Origin of the sequence: Streptomyces bugieae, assembly GCF_036352915.1 — a bacterium.
Lineage (GTDB): Bacteria > Actinomycetota > Actinomycetes > Streptomycetales > Streptomycetaceae > Streptomyces > Streptomyces endophytica.
In genome coordinates this window covers 1-13,478 of record NZ_JAZBJP010000060.1, presented here as the reverse complement: position 1 = coordinate 13,478, position 13,478 = coordinate 1, and the positions used below count along the sequence as shown (strand labels likewise).

The window sequence follows — 13,478 nt, the reverse complement described above, 5'->3', positions numbered from 1 at the left end:
AGAAGGCAACTGCCCCGCGCCGTGGGGCATCTGAGGGAGGACCAGTCGTGCGCGCACCCGCCGCCGAGCACCCCCGTCGGCCGGTGCCGTGGTTGCGGCCGACGATCCGGGTACGGCTGACGCTGCTGTACGGCGGGATGTTCCTGGTGGCCGGGGTCGTGATCGACGCACTGATCGGTGACTGCCTCCGGGCGCACGGGGCGCTGACGCTGGACGACTTCGTGCACCGTTCGTTGCTGGCGTTGCTGGGGTTGACGGTGGTGGCGTTCGCGTTCGGTTATGCGATGGCGGGGCGGGTGCTGTCGCCGTTGGGGCGGATCACGCGGACCGCGCAGCGGGTGGCGGGGTCGGATCTGCACCGGCGGATCGAGTTGGGGGGTCCGGACGACGAGCTCAAGGAGCTGGCGGACACCTTCGACGAGATGCTGGACCGGCTGGACCGGGCGTTCGAGTCGCAGCGGCGGTTCGTGGCCAATGCCTCGCACGAGCTGCGGACGCCGTTGGCGATCAACCGGACGCTGCTGGAGGTGCAGCTGGCCGATCCGGACGCCTCGCCGGAGCTGGCGCAGCTGGGCAAGACGCTGCTGGCCACCAACGAGCGCAGTGAGCAGTTGGTGGAGGGGTTGTTGCTGCTGGCGCGCAGTGAGAACCGGGTCGTGGACAAGAAGCCGGTGGATCTGTCCGAGGTCGCCGCTCAGGCCGTGGACCAGCTCCGTGAGGAGGCGCAGGCCAAGGGCGTGGTGCTGCGTGGGGTGCGCCAGCAGGTCTTCGTGCAGGGCAATGGTGTGCTGCTGGAGCGGATCGCGCTGAATCTGGTGCAGAACGCGGTGCGCTACAACGTGCCCGAGGGGTGGGTGGAGGTGAGCACGGAGCCGCAGCCGGGGTGTGCGGTGCTGGTGGTCACCAACACCGGGCCGGTGGTCCCCGCCTACGAGGTGGAGAACCTCTTCGAGCCGTTCCGCCGGCTGCGCACCGAGCGCACCGGCAGCGACAAGGGCGTCGGCCTGGGCCTGTCCATCGTCCGCTCGGTGGTCCGCGCACACGACGGCACCCTCACCGCAGAACCCCGCGAGGGCGGCGGCCTGACCCTGCGGATCGAACTGCCGGCCTCCTAGGAGGTACCTCCGCTAGTCGGACACGTAGGGACGGAGCGCTTCCCTGAGGTCCGCTTCGAAGCGGGCGTAGTGGGTGCGGAGCGGGGTGCCGGGCCAGTCCGGGGGGAGCAGGGCGGCGGGGAGGAGGGGGTCGGCGAGGAGGTGGCGCAGGGCGGCCGCGGCGATGGTGAAGCGGTCGGCGAGGGTGTCGGCGCGGTCCAGCGCGGCCATCAGGGCGCGGGCGTGGGCCGCCCAGGCGTCGAGGTCCCAGAGCCGGGCGGCGAGGGCGGCCGGGTCGTCGTCCGGGGTGCCGGTGAACCAGGTGCACTGCTCGGTGACGACCGCCGGGCGGGGCCGGTCGAGGTTGGCCGGGCGCAGCCAGCTGCCCTCGCGGAGTTCGGCCAGCCGGAGGCCCGCCATGGCCTGCCGGAGCGCGGTGCGCTCCGCGGCGGGGCGGCGTTCGGCCGTGGTGACGAGGGCGATCTCCCAGCCCCCGTGCCAGCGGCGGGTGCGCGGGGTGCGGCTCTCGTCCTGGCGGGCCTGGCGGGCCAGCAGGCGGCTGGTGAGGGCGTAGGTGCCGCCGGTCTGCCGCAGGTCACCGGCGGCCACCATGCGCGAGAGGGCGACCCGGACGGTGCCCTCGGCGACGCCGAACAGCTCGCCGACCCGCACCAGGGCGCGGGCGGGCAGGCGGGGCGGATGGTGGCCGAGGAGGGTGCTCAGCACGATCGAGCGGGCGGTGAGCGGCCGCAGCCGGTCGAGGGGGGTGGGGCCGTTGTCGTTCATGGGTGGCTGGGGGTTCATGGGTGGCTGGGGGGTCATGGGTGGCTGGAGTTTACGGGGCGGCGGTCGGCGGCCCGGTGGCCGGTGGCCGACGCCGCGGCCGGTATTACACACTTCTCTCGGGTGTTCGGATTCTGTAATGTCGAGGGTATGACCGTCACCCATGAAGTCGTGAATCAGGCCCCGCCGCTGACCGGGTTCAGTACGGCGGACGAGCCGGCCCTGCTGGAGGCACTCCGGCGGTACGGCGCCGAGTGGGGCGAGCCGGAGGTGACCGCGCTCGGGGCGCTGGCCGGTTCGGCGGCGGTGCAGGACCAGGCCCGCTGGGCGGAGCAGCAGCCGCCCCGGCTGCACACCCACGACCGGTTCGGGCACCGCGTCGACGAGGTCGAGTTCCATCCGGCCTGGCACCAGTTGATGACCGTGGCGGTGGAGCAGGGCCTGCACGCCGCGCCGTGGACCGATGACCGCCCGGGGGCGCATCTGGTACGGGCCGCGAAGTTCTACGTGTGGTCGCAGGCCGAGCCGGGGCACGGCTGCCCGATCTCGATGACGTACGCCGCGGTGCCCGCGCTGCGCGCCGCGCCGGAGCTCGCCGCGCGGTACGAGCCGCTGCTGGCCGCCCGCTCGTACGACTTCGGGCTGCGCGCCCCGCTCACCAAGTCGGGCCTGATCGCGGGCATGTCGATGACGGAGAAGCAGGGCGGCTCCGACGTGCGGGCCAACACCACGCGCGCGGTGCCGGCCGGCGACGGCACGTACCGCCTCACCGGCCACAAGTGGTTCACCTCGGCGCCGATGAGCGATCTGTTCCTGGCGCTGGCGCAGACCGAGGAGGGGCTCGGCTGCTTCCTGGTACCGCGGGTGCTGCCGGACGGCACGCTCAACGGGATGCGGCTGATGCGCCTGAAGGACAAGCTGGGCAACCGCTCCAACGCGTCGTCCGAGATCGAGTACGAGCAGGCGGTGGCCTGGCCGGTCGGCGAGCCGGGCCGCGGGGTGCGGACCATCGTCGAGATGGTGAACATGACCCGGCTGGACTGTGTGCTCGGCTCGGCGGCCGGAATGCGGGCGGGGCTGCGGCAGGCGCTGCACCACACCGCGCACCGGCGGGCGTTCGGGCGGGAGCTGGACCGGCAGCCGCTGATGCGCTCGGTGCTCGCGGACCTGGCGATCGAGTCCGAGGCGGCGACGCTGCTGGGCCTGCGGCTGGCGGCGGCGGTGGACGGGGCGCAGGCCGGGGACGCGCAGGAGGCGGCGCTGCGCCGGCTGGCACTGGCGGCCGGCAAGTACTGGGTGTGCAAGCGCGGCAGCACGCACGCCGCGGAGGCGCTGGAGTGTCTGGGCGGCAACGGCTACGTCGAGGACTCCGGCATGCCGCGCCTCTACCGGGAGGCGCCGCTGCTGTCCATCTGGGAGGGCTCGGGCAACGTCGCCGCCCTCGACGTGCTGCGGGCGCTGGGTCGGGAACCGGCCGCGCTGGACGCGTTCTTCGCCGAGGTGGAGCAGGCGGCGGGCGCCGACCGGCGGCTGGACGCGGCGGTGGCCGGGCTGCGCAAGCTGCTCGGTGAACTCTCCGGCCCGGAGCGGGCGCAGCTGATGGCGCGTTCGCTGGCGGAACGGATGGCGCTGGTGCTGCAGGGGTCGCTGCTGGTCCGGCACAGCGATCCGGCGCTGGCCGACGCGTTCTGCGCGACGCGGCTCGGCGGCGAGTGGGGGCATGCGTACGGCACGCTGCCGGCCGGCGCCGGTCTGACGGCGATCCTCGAACGGGTCCGGCCGTGGACGCCGGACACGGCGACCAGGGGCGGGGCGGCCGAGCGCACGGCGGCCGGGGTCGCGGCCGTCGGGGGCGCGGCCTGATGTCCGTACGGGTGGAGCGCGCCGGGCCGGTGACGACGGTGGTGCTGTCGCGGCCGGACCGCCGCAATGCCGTGGACGGCGCCACCGCACGCCAACTCGCCGGCGCCTTCCGGGAGTTCGAGGCAGACGACGGGGCGCGGGCGGCGGTGCTGTGGGGCGCGGGCGGGACGTTCTGCTCGGGCGCCGACCTGAAGGAGGTGGGCACCGAGCGGGGCAATCGCGTGGCGGCGGACGGCGACGGGCCGATGGGGCCGACCCGGCTGCGGCTGAGCAAGCCGGTGATCGCGGCGGTGGCGGGCCATGCGGTGGCCGGCGGGCTGGAGCTGGCGCTCTGGTGTGATCTGCGGGTGGCCGAGGAGGACGCGGTCTTCGGGGTGTTCTGCCGGCGGTGGGGCGTGCCGCTGATCGACGGCGGTACGGTGCGGCTGCCCCGGCTGATCGGGGCGAGCCGGGCCATGGACCTGGTCCTGACCGGCCGGCCGGTGCCGGCCGCGGAGGCGTTGGCGATCGGGCTGGCCAACCGCGTGGTGCCGACCGGCACGGCGCGCGCGGAGGCGGAGGCACTGGCCGCGGAGCTCGCCCGCTTCCCGCAGGCGTGTCTGCGCAGCGACCGGGCGTCCCTGCTGGACCAGGAGGGCCGGGACGAGGCGGCCGCGATGGCCGCCGAACTCCGTTACGGGCAGGCGGTGCTGGCCGAGGGGCTGGAGGGCGCGGCGCGGTTCGCCGCGGGCGCAGGACGGCACGGCGTACCGGCCGCGGAGACGGGAGACGAGGCGGGACCGGGCGCCCTCGGGGAGACGGGCGGGTCCGGGTGACCGGAAGGGCCCGGCGGCTCCGGTCCGTAACTCCCTTGTCGTGATCGTTCCATGGCCGCGAGGATGACGGCATGCCTGCCGCCACCTTCACCGCGCCCGACGGGACCGAGCTCGCCTACCACGTACGGGGTACCGGAGAGCCTCTGCTCTGCCTGCCCGGTGGCCCGATGCGGGCCTCCGCCTACCTCGGTGACCTGGGTGGGCTGTCGGCGCACCGGCAACTGGTGCTGCTCGACCTGCGCGGCACCGGCGACTCCGGCGTCCCGGCCGACCCGGCCGGCTACCGCTGCGACCGGCTGGTCGACGACGTCGAGGCGTGGCGCCGGCACCTCGGCCTGGAACGGGTGGATCTGCTGGCGCACTCGGCCGCCGGCGACCTGGCCCACTCGTACGCGGCGCGGTATCCCGAGCGGATCGGTGCGCTGGTACTGGTCCACGCACGGGGCCGGGCGCTCGGCGTCGACTTCACCACCGAACACCGCCTGGAGGCCGCCGCGCTGCGGAAGGCCGAACCGTGGTACGAGTCCGCGCGCGACGCCTTCGAGGCCATCTGGGCCGGTACGGCGACCGACGCGCAGTGGGACGCCGCCACGCCGTTCTTCTACGGCCGGTGGGATGCGGCCGCGCAGGCGCATGCGGCGGGCGAGGTGGCGCAGACCAACGACGAGGCGGCGGAGCGCTATGCGGCGGCCGGCGCCTTCGAGCCGGCGGCCACCCGTGCCGCCCTCGCCGCGCTGCGGGCGCCGGTGCTGTTCCTGGCCGGCGAGCTGGACGGCGCCCCGCTGCCCCGGGTCGCCGCCGACATCGCCGGGTTGCTCCCCACCGCCGAGCTGACCGTCCAGCCGGGCGCCGGCCACTTCCCCTGGCTCGACGACCCGGACTTCTTCGTCCGGACCGTGGCGGCGTTCCTCCGCCGGGCGGGACGGGCCCACCTCCCGGCTGCCGGCTGATCGACCTGTGCGTTCATGAGCGAACGATCGCCGAAGCCTTCGATCGTCTCGTCAGCGGCCTGACCGGCACCGGAGGCGCCACCCGGAAGACCCCGGTGCGCCCGCGCCATGAGGTTCACCGAGCGTTGTTGATCACCTGCGGCGCTCCGCGTAGCGTCGCCGTTCATGACCGATCTGACCGACCTCACCTATCCCGAGGTGGGCGCCACCGCCCGCTCGCCGCTGCCGCCCGGCTACGACCACCTCCACCAGGAGCTGCCGATCGGCCGGGGCCGCGCGGTGCTCACCGCGGCGGGCGAGGCCCTCACCACCTTCCGGATGCACCGGGCGGCGGGCACCGGCATCCGGTCCGACGCCCCGCGGGCCGCCCCGGGCGTGGCCGTGGAGGTCTCCCTGGGCGTCGGCCCGCTGCGGCTGCGGGCGCCCTGCCGGGTGGTGTGGACGGCGGACGAGGCGGACCGGATCGGCTTCGCGTACGGCACCCGGGAGGGGCACCCCGAGTGCGGCGAGGAGGCGTTCCTGGCCGAGCTGCGCGCCGACGGCACGGTGTGGTTCACGGTGACCGCGTTCAGCCGCCCCGCGCAGCCCCTCACCCGGCTCGCCGGCCCGCTCGTCCCGGTGTTCCAGCGGGCCTACCTCCGCCGCCTCGGCCGCACCCTGCGCCGGCTCGCGGGCGCCTGACGGGGGTCACCGCGTCCGCTTTTCTCACCGCCTGATGCCGTACGGGAACGGGTAGTTACCGACGCGTAGCAAAAGCGCTGCCGATCGCCATACGTCCACCTCCGCTTCATCTTTTCGTCACCATCACCCCTGCCGGCCGTGAGAAAAACCAGGCATGTGTGAAGACGAACTGATCCCGCCGCAGGCGGACATGACCGAGCGGGAGTGGCTGCGGGCCGGCGCGGGGGCGGCGGGCGCGGGGGCGGCGCCGGTGCCGACGACGGGCCGGGTGCCGCAGTGGGTGAACCGGCGGACGCTGCTGGGCGGCGCGATGGCCGGTGCCGCGCTGGCGGTGCTGCCCTCGCCGGCCCAGTCCCCCGCCTCGGCCGCGCCCCGCCTCGGTGCGCCGGGAGCCTTTCCGTTCCCCGAACGACCGAACGGAAAGGGCGAGTTCGCGATCCTGGTGACCGGTGACGCCGGGACCGGGGACGAGGCGCAGTACGCGGTGGCGGCCGCCGCGCGCGACATCTGCCGCGGTGCGGGGGTCGGCCTGGCGGTCGGGCTCGGCGACAACATCTACGAGAACGGGCCGGAGTCCGACCACGACTCCGAGTTCCAGGACAAGTACGAGAAGCCGAACAGCGGCATCGACGTGCCCTGGCTGATGGTGCTGGGCAACCACGACTGCTCGGGGCTGATACCCGGCAGCGGCGGCGACCCCTCGCGCGGGGACCGCGAGGTCTCCTACGCCAGGACGTCCAAGCGCTGGTACATGCCCTCCCGTTACTACCGCGTGCCGCTGCCCGCCGCCGACCCGCTGGTGGAGTTCTTCGCCCTGGACACCATCCCCTGGTCGTCGTACGTCGCCCAGCTCGACCCGTACTACCGCTGGGACGGCCCGTACATGCGCGCCCAGCGCAGCTGGCTGGACGAGGCGCTGCGGACCTCCCGGGCACGCTGGAAGGTGGTGATCGGCCACCACCCGTACCTCAACAACGGCAAGCACGGCAGCGCCGGTTCGTACGACGGTTTCGAGATCGGGAACTACACCAGCGGCGTCCACCTCAAGGACATGTACGAGAAGGTGGTGTGCGGCCGGGCCGATCTGATCCTGTCCGGGCACGACCACACCCTGCAGATCCTGGAGCCGACCGCGCGCACCGGCGGCACCCGCCAGGTGGTGTGCGGGGCGTCCGCCAAGACGGAGGACGGCAAGGCCCACTTCGCCAACCCGGCGGCCTGGCAGAACTTCTCCGACCACGGCTTCATGCTGCTGAAGGTGTCCGGCGCGCGGCTGACGATCGACGCGTACACCGTCGACGTGGCGACCCGCAAGGCCACCCTGGCGCACCGCACCCACCACACCCGCCCGGTCGCCGCCCCGGCGGCGGCGCACGCCTGACCGCGGGCTCCGGTACCGCGGACGGCTGAAGCCCTCCCGGCCCTCTACCAGGTGAAGGTGGCCGAGGCGCCGGGAGGGAGGACGTAACGGGTGTGCCGGTGCGCCCAGTTGATGCCGGCGGGCCGGGCGGTGGGGGTGTCGTTGTAGGCGATCAGGACGGTGGAGCCGTCGGGGTTGCGCCAGGCGACGTTGGGGAGGGCCGACGGGCCGGTGGAGGCGATGCGGCGGGCGCCGGGTTTCACGAACTTGGTGAGATGGCCCATCGTGTAGTACTCGACGGTGTAGTCGACCCGGCCGCTCCGGCCGTCGCCGTGGTGGACGGTGACCAGCCCGCTGCAGTCGGAGCAACCGCCCTGATGGGGACCGTGGTTCTGGTCCACGGCGAGCGACCACTTCGTCCAGCTGCTGCCCCAGTTGCGGGTGTAGTCGATGAGGTCGTGCATGTCCTGCTTCTGCTGGTCGGCGATCCACCGGCCGCCGGAGTGCTCGGTGTCGTGGACGGCCAGGCCCGGGTAGCGGTCGTGCACCCGGGTCTGCCGGGTGACCGCGCCGGCGTAGCCGTGCCAGGCCAGCCCGCCGAAGTTGGGGTGGCGGCGGACGGCCGGATCGTCGACGGTGGGCCGGGCGAAGGCGTCGTAGCGGTCCCAGTTCCAGTCCAGGGCGAGGACCTTGGTGGGCAGTCCGGCCCGGCGCAGCGCGGGCAGCAGGTCGTGCTTGGTGAAGCGGGCGAGGTCGGTGCCGGTCCACCGCATGGACGGGTAACCGGCGCAGCAGGTGGGCTCGTTCTGGACGGAGACGTAGTCGACCGGCACCCCGTGGTCGCGGTAGGCCCGGAGGTACTTCACGAAGTAGCGGGCGTAGCCGGCGTAGTACTCCGGCCGCAGCCGGCCCTGGTCGAGCCGGCCGTTGTCCTTCATCCAGGCGGGCGCGGTCCAGGGCGTGGCCATCACCCTCAGCGCCGGGTTGAGCCGGCGGGCCCGGGCGGTCAGTGGCAGGACGTCGGCGAGGTCGTGGGCGACGGAGAAGTGCCGGAGGTCCGGGTCGGTCCGGCCGGCCGGCAGGTCGTCGTAGGTGTAGCCGGAGCGGGCGAGGTCCGATGCGCCCATCGGATTGCGGAGGAAGCCCAGGCCGATGCCGTCGTCCGGGTCGAAGAGCTTGCGCAGGACCGTCGCGCGGGCCGCGTCGCTGAGCGCGCCACTGCTGTTCATCAGCCAGGCGGCGGTGTCGGTGAACGAGGCGCCGCCGCCCTCGAACCGCTGGTAGGTCCGGGACGGGTCGACGGTGAGGGTGCCGCCGCGGCCCGGCCGGAAGGTGAGCGGTGCCTGCCGCCGCAGGCCCTGGACGACGTGCCGGCCGCCGGGGTCGGAGGTGGTGGTGAGGTAGACCTGCATCCGGTGCGGCGCCGGGCCGGCGGGGCCCCGGGGCGTCGGTGCCCCGCCGGCCACCCACAGCACCACGAGGCCGGCCACCCCGGCCGCGGACGTGGCCAGGACGCGCCGGAGGCGTCGCGCTCGTACGGCTCGCGCTCTCATGGCGGGGCCTTCCTGTGCCGCGGGCAGTCAGGCGTACGCCCGACGGCTGCCCGGTCCCATGGTTCGGGAGGTGAACGTCCTGCGTCAAGGACGGTGGGGACGAGGGGAGTTGCCCGGGGCGCGTGGTGCGCTCGCCTTCGCTTCCCGAAACGTGGGGAACCGGCCGGAAATGCGGGGTGCGCGGGCCCCGCCTAAGGTGTTCGCATGGTGAGCCCACACGTCGCGCGCCCCCGGGCCACGAGGTGGGGCACCCGATGACGGCCCGACCGGCCGGACCGTCCGACGGGGGCTACGACCCCCGGACCGACCGGGACTGGCGCCAGGTCGAGGAGGAGGCTCCCGGCGTCTCGCGGCACGAGCCGATCGAGCTGCGCGAGCGGCTCTCGCTCAACCGGATGGGCACCTTCGACTGGGACCTGGACCGCGGGTTCATGGACCTGGACCCCGGCGCCCTGGACGTCTTCGACCTGCGCCCGGAGGAATACGACGGCGCCCCGCTGTCCCTGGTGGTGCGGGTACCGCCGGAGGAGGGGCTGCGGCTGGACGAGGCGCTCTCGCAGGCGCTCCAGGACGGCCACTCGTCGTACGGCGCGTACTTCCGGGTCCGGTGCCGGGACGGGACGCGGCGCTGGACGCACTCGCAGGGGCGGATCCTGCACGACCCGGAGGGCACGCCGTACCGGGTCGTCGGCATCGTCCGGGAGGCGACCGGCGAGCTGGCGGACTCCGCGCTGCTGCGCTCGCTGCAGCAGGAGCGGCAGCGGCAGACCGTGATGGTGCAGCAGACCACCGCCGCGCTGTCCCGGGCGCTGTCCGTACGGGACGTGACGCGGGTGCTGACCGGTACCGGCGGCGCGCGGCGGTTCGGGGCGGACGGGCTGGTGCTCGGCCTGGTCGCGAACGAGCGGTTCGAGGTCATCGCGACCGCCGGGATGCCGGGCGAGGTCCCCGACGACATGATGACCACGCGGCTGGACGACACCCTGCCGCTGTCCGACGCGGCGCGCGTGCGGCGGCCCGTCTTCCTCGGCACCCGCGGCGAGCTGATCGCCCGCTACCCGCGGCTGCGCCCGTACACGGACCTGCTGCCGGCGGGCAGCTCGGCCTTCCTGCCGCTGGTCGCCCAGAACACCGTGATCGGGGCGCTGGGACTGTTCAACGCCGAGCCGACGGTGCAGTCGCCGGAGGCCCGGAACCTGGCGCTGGCGCTGGCCGGCGTGGTGGCGCAGTCGGTGCAGCGGGCGACCCTGTTCGACCAGGAGCGGGAGCTCGCGACCGGGCTGCAGGCGACGATGCTGCCGCGCCGGCTGCCGCCCCTCGCGGGCGGCGCGGTCACCGTCCGCTACCACCCGGCCAGCGTCGGCCGGGACGTCGGCGGCGACTGGTACGACGTCATCGCGCTGCCGCAGGGCCGCACCGGGCTCGTCGTCGGCGACGTCCAGGGACACGACACGCACGCCGCCGCCGTGATGGGCCAGCTGCGGATCGCGCTGCGCGCCTACGCCAGCGAGGGGCACGCCCCGGAGACCGTGCTCGTGCGGGCCTCGCGCTTCCTGGCCGAGCTGGACACCGAACGGTTCGCCACCTGCACGTACGTGCAGGCCGACCTGGAGTCGGGGGCGCTGCACGTGGCGCGGGCCGGCCATCTCGGCCCGCTGATCAGCAACGCCTCCCGGCACATCGACTGGCCGGAGGTCCGCGGCGGGCTGCCGCTGGGGCCGGCCACCCACTTCGGGCCGGACCACTTCCCGGAGACCCAGCTCTTCCTGGAGCCCGGGTCGACGCTGCTGCTGTGCACCGACGGCCTGGTCGAGCGGCCCGGCCGGGGCATCTCGACCGGGATCGAGGCGCTGTCCGAGGCGGTCCGCACCGGGCCCGCGGACCTGGAGGAGCTGGCCGACCACCTGTCGGCCCAGCTGTGGGCCGACCCCGGCTCGGAGGACGACATGGCCCTCCTGCTGCTGCGCCGGGAGCATGGCCCGGGGGCCGCGACCACGCCTCGGCTGCGGCTCCACGTCCACCAGGCCGATCCGTCGGGCACCGGCGGTGTCCGCTCGGCGCTGCGCCGCGCGCTCGACCAGTGGCGGGCGGGCGCCGTCCTGCACGACGTCGAGGTGGCGGCCTCGGAGCTGATCGCCAACGCGCTGACCCACACCGAGAGCGGCGCGCTGGTCACCGTGGAGCTCCTGCCCGGTGCCCCGCGCCGGATCCGGCTGGAGGTCGAGGACCGCTCCAGCCAGTGGCCGCGCCGCCGCAGCCCCGGCGAGACCGCGACCTCGGGCCGGGGCCTGCTGCTGGTCGAGGCGCTGGCGGAGCGCTGGGGCGCGGAGCCACGGGGCAACGGCAAGGCGCTGTGGTGCGAGTTCCTGGTGCCGGCGGGCCCGGGGCGGTGACGCGGCCCCGGCCGGCACCGACGTGCGCCCCGGCCGGAGCCGCGTCTCACTCCCCCTCCGGGTCGCTCACTCCTCGGGGCCGTACCAGAGCGTCGTCATGTTGCAGAACTCCTTGATGCCGTGGCCGGACAGTTCCCGCCCGTAGCCGGACCGCTTGGCGCCGCCGAACGGGAGGCCGGGGTGGGAGGCGGTCATGCCGTTGAAGTAGAGACCGCCGGCCTGGATGTCCCGGGCCAGCCGGGCCTGTTCGTCGGGGTCGCGGGTCCAGGCGTTGGAACTCAGCCCGAACGGGGTGTCGTTGGCGAGCTCGATCGCCTCGTCGAGGTCGGCGACCCGGTAGAGCGTGGCGACCGGGCCGAACGCCTCCTCGTGGTGGATGCGCATGGTCGGGGTGATGCCCGCCAGCACCGTGGGCTCGTAGAACCAGCCGGCCCGGTGCTCGGGCGGCCGCCGCCCGCCGCACAGCGCGGTCGCACCCTGGTGGACCGCGTCATCGACGAGTTCCTCCAGGTCGGAGCGGCCCTGCTCGCTGGAGAGCGGTCCGACGTCGGTGTTCTCGTCCATCGGGTCGCCGACGGTCAGCGCCGCCATCCGCTCGGTGAACCGCTCGCTGAAGGCGTCGTAGACGTCGTTGTGCACGATGAACCGCTTGGCCGCGATGCAGGACTGCCCGTTGTTCTGCACCCGGGCGGTCACCGCGACCTTGGCCGCCTTGTCGAGGTCGGCGGAGGGCAGCACCACGAACGGGTCGCTGCCGCCGAGCTCCAGCACGGTCTTCTTGACCTCGTCACCGGCGATGGACGCCACCGAACGCCCGGCCGGCTCACTGCCGGTCAGCGTCGCGGCGGCCACCCGCGGGTCACGCAGGATCTCCTCGACGGCGCCGGAGCCGACCAGCAGGGTCTCGAAACAGCCCTCGGGATAGCCGGCCCGGCGGAACAGCTCCTCGAGGTAGAGGGCGGTCTGCGGCACGTTCGAGGCGTGCTTGAGCAGCCCGGTGTTGCCGGCCATCAGCGCCGGGGCGGCGAACCGTACGACCTGCCAGAGCGGGAAGTTCCACGGCATCACCGCGAGGACCGGGCCGAGGGGCCGGTAGCGGACCACGGCGCGCATCGCCCCGGAGTCGCCGACGTCCGCCGGGTCGGGGTGCTCGTCGGCCAGCAGCCCCTCGGCGTTGCGGGCGTACCAGCGCATGGTCTTGACGCACTTCGCGGCCTCGGCACGGGCCTGGACCAGCGGCTTTCCCATCTCGGTGGTCATCGTGCGGGCGATGCCGTCCTGATCGGCCTCCAGCAGGTCGGCGGCCTTGAGCAGCAGTTCCGTACGGCGGGCGAAGCTGGTGGTGCGGTGGATCTGGAACGCCTGCTCCGCCCTGACCAGGCGGTCCTCGATCTCGCCCGCGTTGAGCGCGTCGAAGGTCTTCAGGGTCTCTCCGGTGGCCGGGTTGACCGTGGCGATGGCCATGGTCAGCACCTCCTAGGAAAGCGGTGAGGGAGCGGGGGACGGGTCCGGGACCGGGTCGGGTCCGGGCGGACGCGGTATCGGCGACGGTTCCGGAGGGATGGGATCCGGTGGCCCGGGCGGGGTAGGCGGTCCGGGAAGCGGGTCCGGGGTGGGATTCGGCGGCGGGCCTCCCGGATCCGGCGGCCGCGTGGGCTCCGGATCGCGGTCGAGCGTGCGCTCACGGCGCAGATGCGGTTGCCGCTGCACGGCGGGCCTCCAATGAGAGGTTTTGTGACCACATGGCCCCCGTACCCGAGTCTGGCGTCTCTATGGCCCCGCCGCACGGTGGGTTGGCCCTCCCACGTACCTGACTGTCCCGCCGCGGGGCTCGCTCGCCGTTGCGCTTTGCGGCGCCCCGCACGTAGCCGTCTGTCCCGCCGCGGGTGTTGTTCGCCGTTGCGCCTGGCGGCGGGCGTTGGTTTGTCGGGTGCGGTGCCGGCCCTCCAGACTTCGTCCTCCGGTCCAGCCCCTCCCGTGAGTGGG

The 13,478-nt window shown here is 74.2% G+C and carries 10 protein-coding genes; 7 read left to right on the top strand and 3 right to left on the bottom strand.

The window, feature by feature from the left end; translation table 11 throughout:
• Nucleotides 1-47: 47 nt before the first annotated feature.
• On the top strand, nucleotides 48-1,115 hold the full coding sequence (locus V2J85_RS39095) for a sensor histidine kinase (RefSeq protein WP_330824235.1): 1,068 nt from the start codon (nucleotides 48-50) through the stop codon (nucleotides 1,113-1,115).
• A 12-nt stretch (nucleotides 1,116-1,127) separates the two neighbouring features.
• Here the strand turns inward: V2J85_RS39095 and V2J85_RS39090 are convergent, their stop codons facing one another.
• Nucleotides 1,128-1,880, bottom strand: coding sequence for a PaaX family transcriptional regulator C-terminal domain-containing protein (locus tag V2J85_RS39090; protein ID WP_330824241.1), 753 nt, complete (start codon nucleotides 1,878-1,880; stop codon nucleotides 1,128-1,130).
• A gap of 147 nt (nucleotides 1,881-2,027) precedes the next feature.
• On the opposite strand from V2J85_RS39090, the gene V2J85_RS39085 reads away from it, so the two are divergent.
• The 5 genes from V2J85_RS39085 to V2J85_RS39065 all read left to right on the top strand — a co-directional run bounded on the left by V2J85_RS39085 (nucleotide 2,028) and on the right by V2J85_RS39065 (nucleotide 7,567).
• A complete protein-coding gene (locus tag V2J85_RS39085) occupies nucleotides 2,028-3,740 on the top strand; it encodes an acyl-CoA dehydrogenase family protein (protein WP_330824234.1) in 1,713 nt (570 codons plus the stop codon).
• A complete protein-coding gene (locus tag V2J85_RS39080) occupies nucleotides 3,740-4,555 on the top strand; it encodes a crotonase/enoyl-CoA hydratase family protein (protein WP_330824233.1) in 816 nt (271 codons plus the stop codon). Before V2J85_RS39085 ends, V2J85_RS39080 begins: the two co-directional genes overlap by 1 nt.
• Before the next feature lie 71 nt (nucleotides 4,556-4,626).
• Nucleotides 4,627-5,505 carry an alpha/beta fold hydrolase gene (locus V2J85_RS39075; RefSeq protein ID WP_261954674.1) on the top strand — a complete coding sequence of 293 codons (879 nt, stop codon included), beginning with the start codon at nucleotides 4,627-4,629 and terminating at the stop codon, nucleotides 5,503-5,505.
• Between the two features lie 174 nt (nucleotides 5,506-5,679).
• Nucleotides 5,680-6,186, top strand: a complete 507-nt coding sequence (locus tag V2J85_RS39070) for a DUF1990 family protein (RefSeq protein WP_261957332.1) — start codon at nucleotides 5,680-5,682, stop codon at nucleotides 6,184-6,186.
• Between the two features lie 154 nt (nucleotides 6,187-6,340).
• A complete protein-coding gene (locus V2J85_RS39065; protein WP_330824232.1) occupies nucleotides 6,341-7,567 on the top strand; it encodes a metallophosphoesterase in 1,227 nt (408 codons plus the stop codon).
• Nucleotides 7,568-7,611: 44 nt separating this feature from the next.
• Here V2J85_RS39065 and V2J85_RS39060 read toward each other — a convergent pair whose 3' ends face one another.
• Nucleotides 7,612-9,099 carry a glycoside hydrolase family 30 protein gene (locus V2J85_RS39060; protein WP_419836879.1) on the bottom strand — a complete coding sequence of 496 codons (1,488 nt, stop codon included), beginning with the start codon at nucleotides 9,097-9,099 and terminating at the stop codon, nucleotides 7,612-7,614.
• Between the two features lie 254 nt (nucleotides 9,100-9,353).
• Here V2J85_RS39060 and V2J85_RS39055 point away from each other — a divergent pair, with 254 nt between their 5' ends.
• Nucleotides 9,354-11,492: a SpoIIE family protein phosphatase gene (locus V2J85_RS39055; RefSeq protein ID WP_330824231.1), complete on the top strand. Its 2,139-nt coding sequence runs from the start codon at nucleotides 9,354-9,356 to the stop codon at nucleotides 11,490-11,492.
• 66 nt (nucleotides 11,493-11,558) lie between these two features.
• Here the strand turns inward: V2J85_RS39055 and V2J85_RS39050 are convergent, their stop codons facing one another.
• Nucleotides 11,559-12,956 (bottom strand): NADP-dependent succinic semialdehyde dehydrogenase, encoded by a 1,398-nt coding sequence (locus V2J85_RS39050; protein WP_261954677.1) that lies wholly within the window; start codon nucleotides 12,954-12,956, stop codon nucleotides 11,559-11,561.
• Nucleotides 12,957-13,478: the final 522 nt, after the last annotated feature.

Bases quoted from the DNA above. Each gene is read 5' to 3' on its own strand.
- V2J85_RS39090 (WP_330824241.1), bottom strand. From the start codon at position 1,880: ATGAACGACAACGGCCCCACCCCCCTCGACCGGCTGCGGCCGCTCACC.
- V2J85_RS39085 (WP_330824234.1), top strand. From the start codon at position 2,028: ATGACCGTCACCCATGAAGTCGTGAATCAGGCCCCGCCGCTGACCGGG.
- V2J85_RS39080 (WP_330824233.1), top strand. From the start codon at position 3,740: ATGTCCGTACGGGTGGAGCGCGCCGGGCCGGTGACGACGGTGGTGCTG.
- V2J85_RS39075 (WP_261954674.1), top strand. From the start codon at position 4,627: ATGCCTGCCGCCACCTTCACCGCGCCCGACGGGACCGAGCTCGCCTAC.
- V2J85_RS39065 (WP_330824232.1), top strand. From the start codon at position 6,341: ATGTGTGAAGACGAACTGATCCCGCCGCAGGCGGACATGACCGAGCGG.
- V2J85_RS39060 (WP_419836879.1), bottom strand. From the start codon at position 9,099: ATGAGAGCGCGAGCCGTACGAGCGCGACGCCTCCGGCGCGTCCTGGCC.
- V2J85_RS39055 (WP_330824231.1), top strand. From the start codon at position 9,354: ATGACGGCCCGACCGGCCGGACCGTCCGACGGGGGCTACGACCCCCGG.
- V2J85_RS39050 (WP_261954677.1), bottom strand. From the start codon at position 12,956: ATGGCCATCGCCACGGTCAACCCGGCCACCGGAGAGACCCTGAAGACC.